Here is a 22,952-nt window from a genome sequence, read left to right on the forward strand (position 1 = left end):
AAGGGAGTTAACAGAAATGCAGCTATATTCCTTAACGAATGCCCAACAACGGATATGGTACACAGAACTGCTATATCCAGGCACTTCCGCATCCCAGCTCTCTGCGACGATCCGAATGACAGGGAAACTGAATCTGCCTACTTTTATGAAAGCAATCAATCTGGTTATTCGTCAGTATGATGCTTTTCGCCTGCGCATTACTACCGTGGAAGGGGAACCGCGCCAATACGTGGTTCCTTATGAAGAACAGCAGTTCGAATGCGTAAGTCTTGAAGACTTTGACAGCATGGAACATCTGGAAGCCTGGCTGGAAGAGCAGAAACGCCAGCCGTTGCCGGTAATGGATTCCTGTATGTTCCGCTTCCTGTTCGTACGGATCAGTGAAGAGGAATACTGGCTGAATATCAAGGTTCATCATATCATTTCCGACGGAATCTCGATGGTGCTGTTCGGTAATCAGTTTACCGATTATTATATCGAGCTGATGCAGGGCAAAGAGCCGGTGATCCCGGAAGACTGTTCCTATATCGATTATCTGACAGCCGAGGAAGAATATGTGGAATCCGAGAAATATGCCAAAGATCGCGCTTACTGGATGGATAAATTCGCCGATATTCCAGAAGTGACCGGCTGGAAATCGTATAACCCGATGACAGTTAGCACGGCGGCAGTGCGGGAACATTTTGAAGTACCGGGTTATCTCAAGGACGAGATTCATGCCTTTTGCCGGGAAAATCGGATCTCGCTGTTCCAGCTGTTCATGAGTTCCATGTATGTCTATATGCACAAAATGACCAATCAACAGGATATTGTGATTGGTACGTCCCTGGCCAACCGTCGTACCAAAAAAGAAAAGCAGACGATGGGGATGTTTGTCAGCACGATTGCCGAGCGTGCACTGGTAGACAAGGATATCCAGCTGCTTGATTTTGTCAAAGGAGTTGCCCGGGGACAAATGTCGGTACTGCGGCACCAACAGTATCCATATAATCAGCTTATTCAGGATTTGCGGGATGCGCATCACCATAATGATCTGCAGCGGTTATTCGGTGTATCGATGGAATACCGTCCAATCAGCTGGGTCGATCTGGAAGGAATCCGTATCTTGACGGATTATGACTTCTGTGGAGACGAGATCAATGATCTGGTGCTGCATATTACGGAGATGCTGGATGAGGACCGGATGATGCTGCATGTCGATTATCGCAAAGAGCTATTCGATCATGCGGAAATTGCCAATATGGTCGATCATCTGGGCATGATTACCGCACAGATTGTACGCTATCCGGAGATGACAATCGGGAATGTCTCCCTGCTGAGTGAAGCGGAGAAACAGCAGGTATTGTCCTTTTCCCAAATGGCTGAAGCGGATTATCCACGCGAGCAGAATATTCATAGTCTGTTCGAACAGCAGGTGCAGCGCACACCGCAGCATATCGCTGTACAAATGGATGAACAATCTCTTACATATCAGCAGCTGAATGAGCAGGCGAATCGTGTAGCTCATCAGCTGCGCGCTCGTGGAATCGGTGCGGATTCCCTGGTGGGTGTGATAGCGGAACGCTCGCTGGATATGGTCGTCGGTATGCTGGCCGTACTCAAAGCCGGCGGTGCCTACGTGCCGGTCGATCCGGAGTACCCGGAAGAGCGCATCCGCTATATTCTGGAAGATTCCGGTGTGCAGGTCGTGCTCAGTCAGGTACATCTGCAGGGGCAGATTCCGTTTGACGGGATCTGGATTAATATCCACGAAGCTGCAACTGAGGGGGAGACCGTCAATCTGCCGCATGTATCGGGACCGCGCAATCTGGCATATGTCATCTATACATCAGGCACCACCGGCAAGCCCAAAGGCACACTGATCGAACACAAAAACGTTGTTCGACTGCTGTTTAATGATCGGAACCGTTTTGACTTTGATGATCGTGATGTATGGACGATGTTCCACTCGTTCTGTTTTGACTTCTCGGTCTGGGAAATGTACGGGGCGCTGCTGTATGGCGGCAAGCTGATCATTGTCCCATCGATGGTTGCCAAAAGTCCCGAATCGTTCCTGCAGCTGCTCAAGCAGGACGGCGTGACCATTCTCAATCAGACACCGACCTACTTTTATCAATTGATGCAGGCGGAGCTTGCACATACAGGCAGTGAACTGAACCTGCGCAAAATTATTTTCGGCGGTGAAGCCCTTAGTCCTTATTTGCTCAAAGACTGGCATGATCGCTATCCGCGCACACAGCTAATCAATATGTACGGTATCACCGAGACAACGGTCCATGTCACGTACAAGGAAATCGGAGCAGCCGAGATTGCTGCAGGCAAAAGCAATATCGGGGTCACGATTCCGACGCTCAGCGCCTATATTCTGGATGAACAGCGTCGTCTGCAGCCGGTAGGTATTCCGGGCGAACTGCATATTGCCGGAGATGGTCTGGCACGAGGATATCTGAATCGTCCAGAGACCACTGCCGAGAAGTTTATCGAGCATCCTTTCCAGTCTGGTGAACGCATGTATCGTACCGGTGATCTGGCACGCTGGCTGCCGGACGGCAATCTGGAGTATCTGGGACGGATTGACCATCAGGTCAAAATTCGTGGCTATCGGATCGAATTGGGTGAAGTGGAAGCGCAGATTCTGCGTATTCCGTCTGTACTGGAGACCATTGTACTGGCACGTCCGGATGAGCAGGGACAGGATCTGCTCTGTGCGTATTACACCGCCTCCGCAGAACTGCCTGCGGCAGAGCTTCGTCAGCAGCTGACTGCAGCGATGCCGGCTTATATGGTGCCGTCCTACTTTATCCAGCTGGATCGTATGCCGCTCACATCGAACGGCAAGCTGGATCGTCGTGCACTGCCTGAACCGGTGACCGGTGTGCAATCTGCTGTAGAATATGTGGCTCCGAATACGCCGGAAGCTATGGCACTTGCTGCATTATGGCAGGATATACTCGGTGTGCAGCGTGTAGGTATGCTGGATAATTTCTTTGAAGCAGGTGGACATTCCCTGCGAGCTGCACAGCTGTCTTCGCGGATTCAGCAGGAATTCGGCTGCACAATTTCGCTGCGGGATATTTTCCAGGCACCGACGCTTGAGAATATGTCCCTGCTGCTGCAAAGCCAGATTCCGGTGCTGTACGAATCGATTGCTCCGGCAGCGAAGAAGGATTACTATCCGGTATCTTCGGCGCAGAAGCGGCTGTATGTACTGAGCCAGCTGGAAGGCGGCGAGACAAGCTACAATATGCCTGGTGTCTTTATGATGGAGGGAACACTGGATACGGAGCAGCTGCAGACGGCTTTCCGTGCATTGATCCGTCGTCATGAATCCCTGCGTACCAGCTTCCATTTGCAAAATGGGGAGCCAGTACAGCAGATCCATGAGCAGGTAGAGTTCGCGCTTGACCATATCGAAGCGGACGAAGCGCAATTGGATCAGGTTATCGAGCAGTATGTACGTGCTTTTGATCTGAGCCGGGCTCCACTGCTGCGTGCCGGTCTGGTATCGCTTGGTGCAGAGCGTCATCTGCTGCTGTTCGATATGCATCATATCGTATCTGACGGGATCTCGATTGCGATTCTGACCGAAGAATTATCCGCTCTGTATGAAGGAGAGACACTGCCGGAGCTGGCTATCCAGTACAAGGATTATGCAGTATGGCAGCGCGAACAGCTGGAACAGCAGCGGATGAAAGAAATGGAAGCCGCCTGGCTGAGCATTTTTGAAGAAGAGATTCCGGCTCTGGATCTGCCAACGGATTATGTCCGTCCGGCGGTGCGGCATTTTGCCGGTAACCGGATCGACTTTGCCGTAGGATTGCAGGAGAGTGAAGCGATTCAGCAGTTGACCCGTGAGACAGGAACTACGCTGTATATGGTGCTGCTGGCTGCGTATTCCGTACTGTTGCACAAATATACTGGGCAAAATGATCTGGTTATCGGTTCTCCGGTAGCGGGTCGTCCGCAGGCCGAGCTGGAAGGCACCATCGGTATGTTCGTTAATACGCTGGCAATGCGTGTACGTCCGGAAGGCACTGTTACTTTCCGTGATTACCTCGCAGAAGTGCGCGAGACCGTACTGCACGCTTTTGACCATCAGGAATATCCATTTGATCTGCTTGTGGATCGTCTACAGCTGGATCGTGATTCCAGTCGTAACCCGGTTTTTGATACTCTATTCGTTTTGCAAAATATGGATCGCAGCGAACGGGGAATGGGCGATCTGCGCTTTACGCCATATCCGCAGGAGGCCCATATTGCCAAATTCGATCTGTCGCTCAATGCAGCAGAGGAAGCAGATGGACTTGCTTTTAGCCTGGAGTATGCAACTTCACTGTATCGCCGCGAAAGTATCGAACGTTTGGCTGCCCATTTCCTGAAAGTGATGGAGTCCATCAGTGCCAATCCTTCGATCACACTGAATGAGATTGAAATCATTACACCGGCAGAGAAGCAGCAGATTCTGGAGCAATTCAATGATACGCAGGTTCCTTATCCGCATAACAGTACGATTCATGAACTGTTCGTGGAGCAGGTCAAGCGTACACCGGATCAGATTGCACTGGTCAACGGAGACCGTAGAATGACCTATTATGAACTGGAACAGCGCTCTGCTGCTCTGGCCCGTACTTTGCTGGCTCAGGGAATGCAGCCAGAAGAACCGGTAGCGGTCATGAGTACCCGCAGTATGGAAATGGTCGTGGCTCTGCTCGGTATTCTGCGTGCAGGCGGTGCCTATGTACCGGTTGATCCGGAATATCCGGAAGATCGTGTACAGTATATGCTCGGCGATGGCGGCGTCAAATTGATGCTCGTTCAGGATTGGGAAATGGCCCAGGGAGATTTTGGTGTTACGGTGCTGAATCTGAATGACAAACATGCCTATACGGATGGTCATTCCCTCCCGCAGTCTGCAGGACACGCCGGATCACTTGCCTACCTGATGTATACATCCGGTACAACCGGTCGTCCCAAAGGTGTTATGATCGAACACCGCAATGTAGTTCGTCTGGTAAAAAATACCGATTACGTTCAACTCGATGTATCAACGCGGATTCTGCAGACCGGATCGGTTTCCTTTGACGCTTCGACTTTTGAGATCTGGGGAGCACTGCTTAACGGCGGACGACTCTACCTGGCTGATAACGATGTGATTCTCGTCGCCGAACAGCTCAAGGAAGCGATTCGGTCATGGGAAATCAACACCATGTGGCTGACTTCACCACTGTTCAATCAGCTGACCCAGCAGGATGATCAGCTGTTCACAGGTGTACATACACTCATCGTCGGTGGCGATGTATTGTCTGTACCGCATGTGAATCGTACACTTGCCAATCATCCGCAGCTGACGATTGTTAATGGCTATGGTCCGACCGAGAATACAACTTTCTCTACAACACATCGCATCACAGGCCCAATTCATGGCAGTGTGCCAATCGGACGCCCGATTCACAACTCTACTGCCTATGTGGTGGACAAAGGGTTCCATCTGCAGCCGGTAGGCACATGGGGAGAACTGCTGGTCGGCGGCGATGGCGTAGGACGCGGCTATCTGAATCAGCCGGAGATGACAGCAGACAAATTCCTTCAGGACATTATTCGTCCAGGTGAAATCTGCTATCGCACCGGTGATATGGCGCGCTGGCTGCCGGACGGTACAATCGAATACAAAGGGCGGATTGACGAACAGGTCAAAATTCGCGGCTACCGGATCGAATTGCCGGAGATTGAAGCACAGATTCTCAAGCTGGATGCCATCCGTGAAACAGCGGTTATCGTGCATCTGGACGAAAATGGACAAAAGCAGCTTTGTGCCTATTATGCCGCTGACAGCGAATGCTCACCTGCAGATGTCCGTCATCTGCTCAGTCAGCAGTTGCCGGGTTATCTGATTCCGTCCTACTTTGTCCAGGTAGACCGAATTCCGCTGACCGTCAATGGTAAAGTGGATCGTCGCGCACTGCCTGCACCGCAAACCGGAGTGCAGCAGAGCGGACGTACCTATACAGCACCGCAGACTCCGGCCGAACAGGCACTGGCACGCGTCTGGCAGGAAGTACTGGGAACCGGTCCGGTGGGCGTGCATGATCATTTCTTTGAACTCGGCGGCGACTCGATCAAAGCGATTCAGGTATCTTCCCGTCTGCTTCAAGCCGGCTACCGGATGGAAATGAAGCAGCTGTTCAAATATTCGACGATTGCCCAACTGGCTCCACTGCTGCAATCGGCAATACAGCATATCGATCAGAGTACGGTGGAAGGCGAGATGATACTCACTCCGGTACAACGTTGGTTCTTCGGGCGAAACTTGCAGGAGCCGCAGCACTTTAACCAGGCTGTCATGCTGTATCGTGCCGAAGGCTTCGATGAATCTCTGGTAGAACAGGCTACTGCTGCACTGGTGGCTCATCATGATGTACTGCGTGCGGTATTCACTGCCGGTGCAGAAGGTTATACCGCATGGAATCGCGCTGCCGATGCAGAGCAATTGTATAGTCTGGTTGTTCATGAGCTGCGTGGACAGCAGCAGTCTGCCGATCGGATCGAGCAGCTGGCTACCGATATTCAGTCGGATATGAACCTGTCCGAAGGACCGCTGGTGAAGCTGGCAATTATGCGCTGCGATGATGGCGATCATCTGCTGATTGCTATTCATCACCTGGTCGTGGATGGTGTATCCTGGCGGATTCTGCTGGAAGATCTGGCTGCAGCCTATGAGCAGGCAGCACAGGGACAACAAGTACAACTGCCTCTGAAAACTCATTCATTCCGTGAATGGAGCCAGGCGCTGACCGAGTATGTCCGCAGTCCGCAGATGAGTATACATCGGAATTACTGGCTTTCCCTGCAGACGGAACAAATAGCGACTCTGCCTGCCGATCACCAGCCGCAGTCGCTGGAACGCAGTGGCAGTCGATCCGAGACGATCCGCTGGAATGCAGAAGAGACCGATCAGCTGCTTCGTCAGGCGCATTATGCCTATCAGACCGAGACCAATGATCTGCTGCTCGCTGCTCTCGGTATCGCCCTGAACAACTGGTCCGGACAGAATCGCTTCCTCGTGAATCTGGAAGGACACGGACGCGAGCAAATTATCCCGGATATGGATATTACGCGTACAGTCGGCTGGTTTACAACCCAGTATCCTTTCCTGCTGCAGCATGCGGGTGCAGGTACAACAGCCGACTGGATCAAAGGAATAAAGGAAGGACTACGCCGTATTCCAGGCAAAGGCATCGGCTACGGACTGCTGACCCGGATGGATGATCAGCTGCCAGCCGATTATCAGCCACTGATGCCGGAGATTTCCTTTAACTATCTTGGTCAATTCGATCAGGATCTGAGCAGTAATGGACTGGCATTGTCACCCTACTCTACTGGTGAAGCACAAAGCTTGCAGGATCAGCTGGAATACAAGCTGGATCTAAATGGAGCAGTAGTTGATGGACAGCTGGAACTGACCATTACGTATCATGGTGAACAGTATGAGTCTTCTACCATCCGTCAGCTGGCGGATCAATTGGAAAATAGTCTGCGCGACGTTCTGCAGCATTGTCTCACCCAGGAATATCGCGAGCTGACACTGAGCGATATTATGGCCAAAGGCATTTCCAATGAGGAACTGGAAGAACTGGTACAGCATACCCGTCACATCGGCGAGATCCAGAACATCTATAATCTGACGCCTATGCAAAAAGGGATGCTGTTCCATCATCTGCTGGAGCCGGAAGATGGAGCTTACTTCGAACAGGCTGCCTTTGATGTGAACGGCAGCTTCCAACCAGAAGTATTTGGCCGTAGTCTGAATCTGCTGGTGAGCCGTCATGATATTCTGCGGACTAATTTCCATACCGGATGGGGCAGCGAACCGCTGCAGACCGTATTCCGTGATCGTCCTGCCGAGCAGATCTACGAAGATCTGCGGGGAATGGATGAAGAGGCACAAACAGAATATATGCAGACTTTTGCCAACCGGGACAAAGCACGCGGATTTGACCTTGCCGAAGGCAGTCTGCTGCGTATCTCTGTTCTGCGTACAGGCGAAGAAAGCTTCCGGCTGATCTGGAGCTTCCACCATATTATTATGGATGGCTGGTGCATTCCTCTGATTACGCGCGAAGTGTTTGATTATTACTTTGCTTATATAGAAGGAAAAGAACCGGAACTCCATGATGCACCGCCATACAGCGAGTATATTCAATGGTTGGAGCAGCAGGATCATGAGGAAGCGGCGGGTTACTGGAGCCGTTATCTGGAAGGATATCGTTCTCTGACAACACTGCCAGCGATTGCAGATGCAGCAGTGCAAACATCTACAGGAACAGAATCAACATCGTCTGCGACAGCGCAAGCATCTGACGTGGGGACCAGCTATATTGCCGAACAGATGAAGTACAGTGCTGGTGAGTCATTAACTGCACAGCTGGAGCAAGTAGCTCGCGAGCATGGCGTGACTATGAATATTCTGATGCAGTCGGTATGGGGCATAGCCCTGCAGCGTTACAATCATACCCATGATGTTGTATACGGTACAGTCGTATCAGGCCGCCCTGCCGAAATTCATGGGGTAGAGCAGATGATCGGATTGTTCATCAATACGATTCCGGTTCGTGTGCAGACGGCACCAGGCATGACATTCCCGCAGCTGATGAAGCAGCAGCAGGAGCAGTACGTGGATGCCCAGCCGTACAGCACACACCCATTGTTCGAGATTCAGGCAGCTACTTCACAGAAGCAGGAACTGGTATCGCATATTCTGGTATTTGAGAATTATCCGGTCGAGCAGGAGATGGAGCAGGCTGGTGGCGAAGCGTCTTCCTTTGAAATCAAGGATGCGGAACTACAAGAGCAGACCAACTATGATTTCAACCTGGTCGTACTGCCCGGACGTGATATGCAGCTGATGTTCCAGTACAATGCGGCTGTATACAGTATCCACGATATCGAGCGGATTCAGCAGCATGTAGTCTGTCTGCTGGAGCAGGTAGCGAGCCAACCGCAGATTGCTGTCGATGAGCTGACACTGATTGATACAGAACGTTATCAACTGCCTGCCTGGAAACTGGCTGCAACCTATCCGCCGGAATCGATCTTGTCCCGTCTGGCCGAATTGGAGCAGAATGCCGAACAGGAGCAAGCGTATGAGATTGTGATCGTAGATCGTCAGCTGCATCATCAGCCGGTAGGCATTATGGGTGAACTGTGCATGGCTGTTGGATCCCTGAGTGATACTGTAATCAATCAGCAGATCGGAATGATGACATCTTCCAGTCATCCGCTGCGTGATGGAGAGCAGGTATATCATACCAGTGAACTTGCCCGTCTGCTGCCGGATGGAACGATTGAATATATGGGCCGTCTGACAGATCTGGAACTGGCTGGATCGGTATCGCAGGCAGATACGGTATTCCAGGCACCACGTACAGCGACTGAGCTGACACTGGCAGCGATCTGGCAGGATATTCTTGGGGTAGACAACATTAGTGTAACGGATAATTTCTTTGATCTTGGGGGTCACTCGCTGCGCGTAGCTCTGATGGCCTCACGCATCCGCAAAGAATTGAATCGTGAGATCAAGCTGCGCGAAGTTTTCGAAGCACCGACGATCACCGAACTGGCACAGGTACTAGATAGCCAGGCAGAGGATCAGAATGAACAGATCACTACAGATATTACAGCTGCGGAAGTGCGGGAATACTATCCATTATCCTCGGCACAGAAGAGGTTGTTTATTCTCGGACAGATGGAGAATGGCAAAGTCAGCTACAATATGCCGGGTGTGATGCAGGTGGATGGTCCACTGGATTCGACTCGTCTGGAGGAAGCATTCCGTGATCTGATTCAGCGCCATGCTGCTCTGCGTACCACTTTTGTCACGGTAGAGGGTGAGCCGGTACAACAGATTCTGGAGCAGGTTCCGTTTGCTATCCATCATGAGGTGGCAACTGAGGAGCAGGCAGAGCAGGTAATCAGCCGGTTTGTACGTCCGTTTGATCTGGCACAGGCTCCGCTGCTGCGTGTAGGTCTGATTCAGCTGGCAGAAGAGCGTCATCTGTTGTTGTTCGATATGCACCATATCATTTCCGATGGTGTGTCCATGAATATTCTGATCGAAGAAGTAGTTCGTTACTATCATGGTGAACAACCTGAGCCGTTATCGATTCAGTATGTAGACTATGCCGTCTGGCAGCAGGAACATATCCGCAGTGAGGCCATGCGTCAGCAGGAAGCCTACTGGCTGGAGACATTCCGCGGCAGTCTGCCGGTGCTCGATCTGCCGACAGATGAAGTGCGCCCGGCGGTGCGTGACTTTGCCGGTCATACGATTTCTTTCCGTATGGATTCGGAACTGAGCAAATCGCTGTATGAACTGGCAGCACGTACAGGCTCTACGCTATTCATGGTACTGCTGGCAGCCTACAAGACCATGCTGCACAAATATACCGGTCAGGAAGATATCGTAGTCGGTTCGCCGGTAGCTGGCAGACCGTACGATAGCCTGCAGGAAATGATCGGAATGTTCGTTGGTACGCTGCCACTGCGCACATATCCAGCGGGCGAGAAGAGTTTCGAAGAGTATGTGCAGGAAGTAAGAGATATTGCGCTGCAGACTTTTGACCATCAGGAATATCCATTTGAAGAACTGGTAGAGAAGCTGAATATTCCGCGTGACCTGAGCCGGAATGCACTGTTTGATACGATGTTTGTTCTGCAAAATATGGAGCAGACCGAGCGTACGATTCAGGGCTTGCAGTTTACACCATACGAGCTGTCCCATCCGGCAGCCAAGTTTGATCTGACACTTACCGTCACTGAGCTGGATGATGCACTGGAATGCACACTGGAATATGCAACTTCCTTGTACAAACAGGAGACAATCGAGCGCATGGTTGGTCATTTCGTACAGCTGATCCAGTCGGCGGTACAGCATCCGGAAGCTCCGCTGGCCGAGCTGGATATGGTTACACCGCAGGAGAAGGCGGCATTAATGCTGCAATCAGCAGGGTTACCTGCAGATTATCCAAGGGAATCAAGTATCCACAGCCTGTTCACCGCGCAGGCGGCGCGTCATCCGGAAGCGGTAGCCGTACGACTGGATGATCAGTTCCTGACTTACCGTGAATTGGATGAACGCACCAATGCACTGGCACGCAGACTGCGCCAGGAAGGCGTACAGCGTGATCATTTGGTAGCTGTTGTCGCCGATCGTTCACTGGAAATGATCGTCGGTATGCTGGCTATTCTCAAAGCCGGTGGAGCTTACGTACCGGTAGATGCCGATTACCCGGAGGAACGTATCCGGTTTATGCTGGAGGATTCCGGCAGTCAGCTTCTGCTGCTGCGCGGCGAGCTGCGTTCGCAGTTTGACCATTTCACTGGAACGATGATTGAGCTGGATCATGCGGCATCATACAGCGAATCCGCTGCACCGCTCGAATCGTACAATCATCCGGAAGATCTGGCTTATGTTATTTATACATCCGGTACAACAGGCAAGCCAAAAGGAACATTGATCGAGCATCGCAATGTAGTACGACTGCTGTTCAATGATCGCAATCTGTTTGACTTTGGACCGGGAGACACATGGACACTGTTCCACTCCTGCTGCTTTGACTTCTCGGTCTGGGAAATGTATGGAGCGCTGCTGTACGGTGGCTGTCTGGTAATTGTACCGGCGATGACTGCCAAGAGTCCGGCACAATTCCTGCAGCTGCTCAAGGATCGTCAGGTGACTGTACTCAATCAGACACCAACTTATTTCTACCAGCTGATGCAGGAAGAGCTGGGTCACGAGGACAGACATCTGGGATTGCGGATGATTATTTTCGGCGGAGAGGCACTCAGCCCGGCACTGCTCGGCGAATGGAGAAGCCGTTATCCGCATGTACAGCTGATCAATATGTATGGTATTACCGAGACAACGGTTCACGTTACGTACAAAGAAATTACCGAGACCGAGATTGCACTTGGCCGCAGTAATATCGGAACAACGATCCCGACACTCGGCGCTTATATTCTCAATGAACAGCGTCATCTGCAGCCAATCGGTATTGCCGGGGAAATGTACATTACCGGCGATGGTCTGGCACGCGGCTATCTGAATCGTCCGGAGACGACTGCCGAGAAGTTTATCGAGCATGCCTTTGTACCGGGTGAGCGGATGTACCGTTCCGGTGACCTGGCGCGCTGGCTGCCGGATGGCAGTATCGAGTATCTGGGCCGGATTGACCATCAGGTCAAAATTCGCGGTTACCGGATCGAGCTGGGTGAAGTGGAATCCAGATTGCTGCAAATAGACGGTATCCGGGAAGCGGTCGTGATCGCACATACCGAAGCTTCCGGGCAAAAATCGCTGGCTGCCTACTTTACAGCCGATATCCAGCTGACTGCCAGCACGCTGCGCAGTGAGATGGCAAGTGAACTACCGGGCTATATGATTCCATCCTATTTTGTACAAATGGAACAAATGCCGCTGACACCAAACGGCAAGCTCGACCGTCGCGCACTGCCGCAGCCGGAAGCTGGCGTATGGACAGGTGCAGTCTATGAAGCACCGCGTACTCCGGCAGAGCAGGCACTTGCCGAAGTATGGCAGGGCATTCTCGGATCGCAGCAGATCGGTATTCATGATCATTTCTTCGATCTGGGTGGAGATTCAATCAAAGCGATTCAGATTTCCTCCCGCCTGTTCCAGGCCGGGTACAAGCTGGAGATCAAGGACCTGTTCAAATATCCGACGATTGCCGAACTGAGTCCGTATCTTCAGCAGGCAGGACGTACCGCCGAACAGGGCGAGATTATCGGAGCGACCGAATTGCTGCCGATCCAGCACTGGTTCTTCGAGCGTCATCTCGCAGAGCCGCATCATTACAACCATGCGATTATGCTGCATCGTGCCGATCGTTTTGAAGAGCAGGCGCTGCGAAGTACCATGGATGCGGTTATCCGTCATCATGATGCGCTGCGCATGATTTTCCGCAAGGGCGAGCATGGCTATACCGCATGGAATCGCAGCACGGAGGAGGGCGAGCTGTATACGCTGGATATTATGAATATCCGCTCTGCTGCAGAGCCGGAAGCTGTTATTCGTCAAGAAGCGGACCGTGTACAGGCAAGCTTCAATCTGGCACAGGGACCACTTGTACAAATGACACTGTTCCAGGCCGAAGATGGCGATCATCTGCTGATTGTTATTCATCATCTGGTGGTCGATGGCGTCTCCTGGCGAATTCTGTTCGAAGATATCGCAGCAGGATATGAACAGGCATTGTCCGGACAGCCGGTTACCCTACCGCAGAAGACCGACTCTTATCGTCTGTGGGCAAATGAGCTGGCTGAATATGCAGCAGGTTCTGCACTGGAGCAGGAACGGAAATATTGGAATTCGATCAGCGGTAGCTATATTGCACCACTGCCAAAAGATCATGATGTGGCAGCAGGGACAGTGGCTGACAGTGAATCGGTACAGGTATCCTGGTCTTCCGAGGATACGGAACTGCTGCTGCGTCAGTCAAACCGAGCCTATTACACCGAGACCAATGATCTGCTGCTGACTGCGCTGGGTATGGCACTGCGTGACTGGGCAGGAACCGAGCAGGTGCTGATTAACCTGGAAGGTCATGGACGCGAGATGATCCTGCCGGATATGGATATTACCCGTACCGTCGGCTGGTTTACGACCCAGTATCCGGTTCGCCTGGAAATCCCGGTACATTCCGATATCTCACCGCTGATCCGCCAGGTCAAGGAAACCTTGCGGGCCGTCCCGGAAAAAGGCATTGGGTATGGGCTTCTGAAATATATGAACAGTACCGGACTGACAGCAGGTGCTGCCGAACCGGAAGTATCCTTTAACTATCTGGGACAGTTTGACCAGGATCTGGACAACAATGCACTGAGCATGTCTCCATATAGTGTAGGCCAATCACTGGGCGGTCAGACACCACTGCATTATGCACTGGATCTGAACGGCATGATCGCGGATGGACAGCTGTCGATCTCTATCATGTACAGCCGCAATCAGTATGAGCCGGAACGCATTCACCAGCTGGCCGATATGCTGAAATCCCGTCTGACCATGGTGATCCGTCACTGTGCTGTTCAGGAACAGCCGAAGCTGACACCAAGTGATCTGTTATTCAAAGGACTGACGATTCCCCAGCTTGATCGTCTGATGGAACGTACTACTTCCACAGGTGAACTGGAAGATGTATACCAGCTGACACCGATGCAAAAAGGAATGCTGTTCCATAGTCTGATGGAGCCGGACAGTGTTACGTATTTTGAACAGGCAAGCTTTGAACTGCGCGGACAAATCAATATCGAAGCATTCAAAGGCAGCCTGCAGGCGCTGATGAGCCGGCATGCCATTTTGCGGACCGGGTTCTACAGTGATATTCATGACGAGCCGCTGCAGGTGGTATTCCGTCACAGAGAGATGCCCGTCGATTATGTAGATCTGCGCTCCCTGTCTTCCGAGCAACAGCAAGAGCGGATGCAGAAGTATGAAGAGCAGGATATGACACATGGATTCCGTTTGGATACCGATCCGCTGATGCGAGCAACAATTTTCCATCTGGATCATGGCTGCAGGGTGCTGTGGAGCTTCCATCATATTATTATGGATGGCTGGTGTATCCCGATTGTGACCGGCGAGATTTTCACACATTATACAGCGCTGTGTCAGAATCAGCAGGCACAGTTGCCACCTGCACCGCAGTATAGCACGTATATTGAATGGCTGAACCGGATGGATCAGGATGCCGCTTCTTCCTACTGGAAGCATTATCTGGCGGATCACGAGGGACACACCATTTTACCGGAGACAGCCAAAAAATCCGGTGGTGCCTATGTGCTGGAAGAACAGACTCTTCAGTTGGGTCATGAACTGACAGCGCGTCTGGATCAGATTGCAAGACAGCATCAGGTAACGGTGAATACCCTGCTGCAATCGGCATGGGGAATTATGCTACAGCAGTACAATGGCAGCCGGGATGCCGTATTTGGCGGCGTCGTATCCGGTCGTCCGGCCGAGATTCCGGGGATCGAGGATATGGTGGGTCTGTTCATCAACACTGTGCCGGTTCGGGTTCAATCTCAGGCGGATGATACTTTTGCCGGCGTTATGCGTCGCGTACAGGAGCAGTCGCTGGCCGGTGGTGCCTATGATACGTATCCATTGTACGAAATCCAGAATTATACCGAGCAGAAGCAGGATCTGATTTCGCATATTATGATCTTTGAGAATTATCCGCTGGATGAGCAGGTAGAGCAGTCGGGCAGTGAAGATGCGGATGCACTGGAAGTCACGGACTTCCGCATGTTCGAACAGACTAACTACGACTTTAACCTGATCGTTATTCCGGGACAGGATATACGGATTTGCCTGCGCTACAATGCTTCTGTCTATCAGGAAGATACTATCGCACGCACCCGCGGTCATTTGTTGCAGCTGCTGCAGCAGATTGCGGATCAGCCGGAAATGCCGGTAGACCAGCTGGCCCTCGTGACGCCTGCCGAACAGCAGATGCTGCTGGAAACATGGCATGGCATGATCGCAGATTATCCGCAGGATCGCTGCATTCATCATCTGTTCGAAGAACAGGCACAGCGTTCACCGGATGATGTGGCTGCTGTCTGCAGCGAGCAGAGTATGACTTTCCGCGAGCTGGATGAGCAGTCGAATCGTCTGTCCAATCATCTGGCAGCCCGTGGACTGGGTAAAGGAGATACAGTGGGTCTGCTGATGGATCGTTCACCGGAACTGATTGTATCGATTCTGGCAGTATTGAAGCAGGGCGCAGTATTTATTCCGATAGATCCGGAATATCCACAGGATCGCACCGAATATATTTTACAGGATTCTGGTGTACAGATTTTGTTAACCCAGCGTCATCTGAATGGAACGGTAACCTTTGACGGTCTGACCCTAGAAGTGGATCAACCGGAAAGCTATAGCGATAACGCACAGCGTCCAGATGTAGAAGTAGTTCATCAAGACCTGATCTACATGATCTATACTTCCGGTACAACGGGCAAGCCAAAAGGAACCATGATTACCCATAAAGGTCTGCTCAACTATATCTGGTGGGCCCAAAAAATGTATAGCAATGGCTCAACCATGAGTTTCCCGCTGTATTCATCGATTTCCTTTGACCTGACGTATACGTCGATCTTTACCCCGCTTATTACCGGCGGTCAGATTGTGATCTACGATGCGGCAGACAAAATTGGTGTGATCCAGCAAATTGTGCGGGAGAATGCAGTCGATATTCTCAAATTAACACCGACACATCTGAGCATTTTCAAGGATATCCAGCTGCCGGAGCAGTGCCGTATCCGCAAGTTTATCGTCGGCGGGGAGAATCTGAATACCCAGCTGGCTCATGCCATATATGATCTCTACGATGGCGATGTAGATATTTATAACGAATATGGTCCGACAGAGACGGTGGTCGGCTGTATGATTCACCGCTACGATCCAGCTACGGATCAGGGCGAATCGGTACCGATCGGACTGCCGGCAGATAATTTCAATATTTATCTGCTAAACGAACAGATGCAGCTGGTACCGGTAGGTGTAGCCGGAGAAATGTATATCAGTGGCGATGGCGTAGCGCCGGGTTATCTGAATCGTCCGGAATTGACTGCAGAGCGGTTTATGGACGATCCGTTTGTACCGGGCAGACGCATGTACCGTGCAGGCGATCTGGCCAGAAGGCTGCCATCCGGAGCGATTGAATATCTCGGACGGATGGATCATCAGGTCAAGATTCGGGGCTACCGGATAGAGATGGGCGAGATCGAAGCGCGTCTGCTGGATCTGCCGGCAGTTGAAGAATCGATTGTTGTCGCCTGGAAAGATCCGGCGGGTCAGACCTCGCTGTGTGCTTACTTCGTTGCAGACCGCGAGTGGACGATCAGTGAACTGCGTGAGCAACTGGCTCGTGAGCTGCCGTCATATATGATTCCATCGTACTTTGTACAGCTGGAACAGATGCCGCTGACACCAAATGGCAAGCTGGATCGCAAAGCACTGCCAGAACCGGATCTGAGTACACTGTCCAGCAGTAGCGCCTATGTGGCGCCGCGCACCGAGGCAGAGCAGGCACTCGCAGAAGTATGGCAGAGCACGCTAGGTACTGCCGCTGTCGGTATCCATGATCATTTCTTTGAACTGGGTGGCGATTCGATCAAGGCGATTCAGGTTTCTTCCAGACTGCTCAACCTGGGCTACAAGCTGGAGATCAAGAACCTGTTTACGTATCCGACGATTGCCGAGTTGGCTCCTCAGCTGGGTCAGGTTCGTCATCAGATTGATCAATCCGAAGTGAGTGGACAGGTCAGACTGACACCTGCGCAGCAGTGGTTGTTCGAACATCAGCAGCAGGATCTGCATCATTTCAACCAGTCAGTCATGCTCTATCATCCGGGACGAATGGATACCCATGCATTGGAAAAATCCATCGTTCGAATTACCAGTCATCATGACGCACTGCGTATGGTAATTCGTATGGAGGAAGATTCAATGACTGCATGGAACCGCAGCATTCAGGAAGGTCCTTTCCATACACTGGACATTGTGGATCTCACTGCAGAGGCGAATCCGGTATCACTCGTAGCTGCACATGCACAGCGTATTCAGGAGAGTCTGTCCATTACCGGAGGACCGCTGATGAAGCTGGCACTGTTCCAGTGTGAAGACGGGGATCATTTGCTGGTCGTGATTCATCATCTGGTTGTCGATGGTATTTCCTGGCGCATCCTGCTGGAAGATCTGGAAAATGGCTATGAGCAGGCTTGCCGCGGCGAAGATATCAAGCTGCCACAGAAAACAGATGCCTACCGTACATGGGCAGATCAGATTGCCCGTTATGCAGACAGCGAGCAGGCAGAGATCGATCGCCGTTACTGGTCACAACTGCCGGATCAATTTGCCCAGCTGCCGAAAGATGAACATCATTCGGTTCTGCATGTACAAGACAGCGAATCCGTTACGATCGAATGGAACCGGGAGATCACTGCCCATTTCCTCAAAAAAGCTTATCGTGCCTACAATACGGAAGCCAATGATCTGCTGCTTACCGCCCTGGGAATGGCGGTACGTCAGTGGAGCGGACTGGAACAGGTAGCGATTATTCTGGAAGGTCATGGACGGGAAGAACTGGTGCCGGATCTGGATATCAGCCGTACCGTAGGCTGGTTCACCAGCCAGTATCCGGTCGTACTGGACATGTCCACCCTGGAGCCGGGAACAGCGATCAAGACGGTCAAGGAAGGACTGCGCCGTATCCCGAATAAGGGTGCAGGCTATGGCATTCTGAAATACATGTCTTCGGATGCCGGCACATGGGCGCATCGTCGCGAGCCGGAAATTGCCTTTAACTATCTGGGACAATTTGACGATAGTCAGGCGGACGGAGTACTGCAAATGTCCAGCTATCCGACCGGACGCGAAGTCAGCGGACAGATGATCCAGCATCAGGCACTGAATATGAACGGTCTGATCGCGGATGATGTACTAAAACTGACAATTAGCTACAATCAACGCCAGTTCCGCAAGGAAACGATCGAAAGGCTGGCCGGACTGCTGCATGAGTGCTTCAGCCAGATTATCGAGCATTGTGTATCCAGACAACGTACATCGCTGACACCGCATGATGTACTGCTTCAAGAGGCAACACTGGAACTGATCGAAGCTTTGGAAGCACAGACCGCTTCGATCGGCGAGATGGAGAATATGTACTCCCTTACGCCAATGCAAAAAGGGATGCTGTTCCATAATCTGCTGGATTCGCGCTCGGAAGTTTACTTTGAGCAGGGACGATTCGAGTTGAAAGGCAGCTTCGATATTGTCGACTTTGAGCGCAGCTTCAAGCATATGATTCAGCGGCATGCCATTCTGCGTACCAATTTCTACAGCGGTTATCATGATGTGCCGGTGCAGGTTGTATTCAAGGATCGTCCTTTCCGTATTGCCTACGAAGATTTGCGCAGTTGGAGCGGACATGAACAGCAGCTGCAGATTGATGCACTGATGACCAAGGACAAGCAAAAAGGATTTGATCTGGCCCGTGACCCACTGCTGCGCGTAACGGTTATGCAGACGGCAGATGATTGCAATCTGCTGCTGTGGAGCTTCCATCATATTATTATGGATGGTTGGTGTATGCCGCTCGTGATCCAGGAGGTATTCGATACGTATGCGGCGCTGCATGAAGGTCGTACGCCGGAGCTGGCGGATACCGTACCTTACAGCCGTTATATCCAGTGGCTGAATGAACGCGGGGAAGAGGAAGCATCTGCCTACTGGAAACAGTATCTGTCCGGTTATGATCGTCAGACTCTGATTCCGCAGGCACGCCTGCAGGGTCAGGCCAAGCAGTACGAATCCGAGAAAATGGAATTTGCTCTGGGTACCGTACTGACCGAACGTCTGGAACAGCTGGCCCGTCGCCACCGGGTGACGATGAATATCCTGATGCAGTCTGCGTGGGGATTGGTACTGCAGCGGTATAATGCCAGCCGTGATGTTGTGTTTGGCAGTGTCGTCTCCGGACGTCCGGCCGAGATTCAGGGAATCGAAAGTATGATCGGTCTCTTTATCAATACCGTGCCGGTTCGTGTCCAGGCGATGGAAGAAGACAGCTTTGCCGATTTGCTGGCTCGTCAGCAGCAGCTCTATGTACAGGGACATGATTATGACTTCTATCCATTATATGAAGTGCAGGCACAGAGCGATCAGAAGCAGGAGCTGATCTCGCATATTATGGTATTCGAGAATTATCCGGTTCAGGAAGAACTGGACGAGCGTCAGGTTGGCGGAAAATCGGGCTTTGAGATTACCGATGTACAGATGTTCGAGCAGACCAACTATGACTTCAACCTGATTGTGATGCCGGGACATAATCTGCAAGTACTGTATCGTTATAACGGTACGGTATACGATCAGGAGAGTATTGAGCAGATTCAGGCTCACCTGGTACAGATTCTGGAAGAAGTGGCTGCCAAACCGGATCAGCCGGTGAACCGTCTGGATATGATGACAGAAGCAGAGCAATCGATGATTCTGGAACAGTGGAACGATACGGTCGCACCTATCCGTACCGAGAGTACTTTGTATAGCGTGCTGGAAGAGCAGGCAGCCCGCATACCGGATCAACCGGCACTGATCAGCGGCAATCATCAGCTAACCTATGATGAACTGAATCGCAGAGCCAATGCACTGGCGCGTACACTGCGAGCCAGAGGAATCACACCGGATCAGCCGGTAGCGATTATGCTGGAGCGTTCCCTGGAGATGATGATTGGTATCCAGGCTATCCTCAAAGCCGGCGGTGCCTATGTACCGGTCGATCCGGAATTCCCGGAAGAACGTATTCGGTATATGCTGGAAGATTCGGGAGCACAGCTGATGCTGACACGCAGCGCTTGGCAGAATCTGATTCCACTGCCTTATATCCAGCTGGTCGATATTGAGGATGAAGTCAACTATGATGCTGACGAATCCAATCTGGAGCCATTGTCCGGACCGGAACATCTTGCCTATATCATCTATACATCCGGGTCAACAGGCCAGCCAAAAGGCGTTATGATTGAACATCGTTCGGCAGTCAATCTGCTAGATCAGCTGCAGGCGGAGTATCCGATGCAGCAGGGAGATCGATTCCTGCAGAAGACGACGATTACGTTTGACTTCTCTATTCCGGAGTTGTTCAGCTGGTTCTTCGGTCCGGGCACCCTGGTTATTCTGCCGCCGGGCGATGATAAGAATCCGGCTGCTCTGTTGGAAGCCATCGACAAGTACCGGATTACGCATCTCAATCTGGTACCGTCCATGCTGCAAATTCTGGTACAGCAGCTCAAAGTCAGCGGACGTGACAGTATGAGCAGTCTGAAATACCTGTTCGCCTGTGGTGAAATCCTGCCATCGCGTCTGGTTGGAGAATATTATAAAGTGGCTCCATATAGCCGCCTGGAAAATATTTATGGACCGACAGAAGCGACTGTATACGCAACACGTTATACAACAACACCGGATACGGCTGCATTGCCGCTTGTACCAGTTGGCAAACCATATGGCAATATGGAAGTGCTGATTGTCGATGAACATGCAAGACTTGTACCGGTCGGCGTACCGGGCGAACTGGTCATTGGCGGGAAAGGCCTGGCGAGAGGCTATCTGAACAAACCGGAGCTGACCACTGCCCAATTCACTGCTCATCCGTACAAGCCGGAAGAACGCATTTATCGTACCGGTGATATGGCCAGATGGCTGCCGGATGGTAATATCGAATATCTGGGACGGATGGATCATCAGGTCAAAATCCGTGGTTACCGTATTGAGCTCGGAGAGGTAGAGTCTCAGCTGCTGCGTATTCCGGCTGTACAAGAAACAGTAGTGCTGACTCTGCAGGATGCTGGTGGAAGTGCACAGCTATGTGCTTACTTTGTCGCCAGTCAGCCGCTTGGCACGGTTGAACTGCGCTCGGCATTGGCAGAGGAACTGCCTGCCTACATGATTCCGAGTGCATTTATCCAGCTGGATCAGATGCCACTTAACGTAAACGGCAAGCTGGACCGTAAAGCGCTGCCTGCACCAGAGCAACTGCAATCGTCGGCAGACTATGTAGCACCAGCGACTGCGCTGGAGCAGCAGCTGGCGGATATCTGGAGCGATGTGCTTGGTGTAGAGCATGTAGGCATGAACGATAACTTCTTTGAACGGGGCGGTCATTCTCTCAAAGTGCTTACACTGATTCAGCGTATTCAGCACGAGCTGAACGTAGAAGTCGGCCTGCAGACCGTATTTGCCCATCCGGTACTGAAAGATCTGCTGCTGCAGTTCGATCAGACTGCGTCTGGAAGCCCTAGTACCGATGAGATGGAGATTATTCGTTTCCACAGCAGCAGTGACCGCAAAGTCTTCTGCTTCCCGCCACGTGTCGGTTACTCGCTGGGTTATTACGAAATGGCAAAAGAACTGCAGCAGGATGCCGAAGTAATCGGTCTGGAATTTATCGGGGATCGTCTGCAGGGTGAAGACATGCTGGAACAGTATGTAGATACCATTACAGGTATTCAGCCGGAAGGACCGTATTTGTTCCTTGGGTATTCGCTCGGAGGCAATCTTGCCTTTGAAGTAGCCAGAGCGATGGAAGCGCGCGGTTATGCCGTGAGCGAGGTGATTATGGTCGATTCGATGCGCAAAACAGCCAAAGACGAGATGACTCCGGCAGAAATGGAGAATATCGTTGATACCGTATTGAACAGCGTAGCAGATCAATACCGCGAATTCCTGGGTAATCCGGATGATCGCGAAGCCGTCCGCAATAAAATGCTGGTCTACTCCGCTTACCGAAATGATCTGATCAATGCAGGCGAGATTCAGGCCAATATTCACGCATTGATTGCCGAAGTGGACTGCAGTGGTATGAAGCCTACTGATCATCTGCAATGGCAACGTTCCACAACCGGTCAGTATGCAGAATATCCGGTACAGGGAACCCATGATGTACTGCTGGATGCGGAATACGTTGGACCGAATACATCAGTCATTCGCCGTATTCTGATAGAAGCTGGTATATCTGAAGGACAGCAAAAGCCAATTTTATCCTGATATCCGATCCAGGATCGATTCGATCAGATCACAAGTCTATCCTGGATCGCCCAATTTAAGCTTGACCTCACGCTGCCGCTTCAACAAAATCTGGTAGAGCAACAGAGCAACAGAGCAACAGAGCAACAGAGCAACAGAGCAACAGAGCAACAGAGCAACAGAGCAACAGAGCAACAGAGCAACAGAGCAACAGAGCAACAGAGCAACAGAGCAACAGAGCAACAGAGCAACAGAGCAACAGAGCAACAGAGCAACAGAGCAACAGAGCAACAGAGCAACAGAGCAACAGAGCAACAGAGCAACAGAGCAACAGAGCAACAGAGCAACAGAGCAA

Annotated in this window: 1 protein-coding gene; it reads left to right on the plus strand. The window is 51.6% G+C overall.

The genetic code is table 11. The features are described 5' to 3' along the window. Positions 1 to 16: 16 nt before the first annotated feature. Positions 17 to 22,618, plus strand: a complete 22,602-nt coding sequence (locus H065_RS0112940; RefSeq protein ID WP_017813493.1) for a non-ribosomal peptide synthase/polyketide synthase — start codon at positions 17 to 19, stop codon at positions 22,616 to 22,618. Positions 22,619 to 22,952: the final 334 nt, after the last annotated feature.

The sequence above is a fragment of the Paenibacillus shenyangensis genome (genome assembly GCF_000346635.1).
GTDB lineage: Bacteria > Bacillota > Bacilli > Paenibacillales > Paenibacillaceae > Saccharibacillus > Saccharibacillus dauci.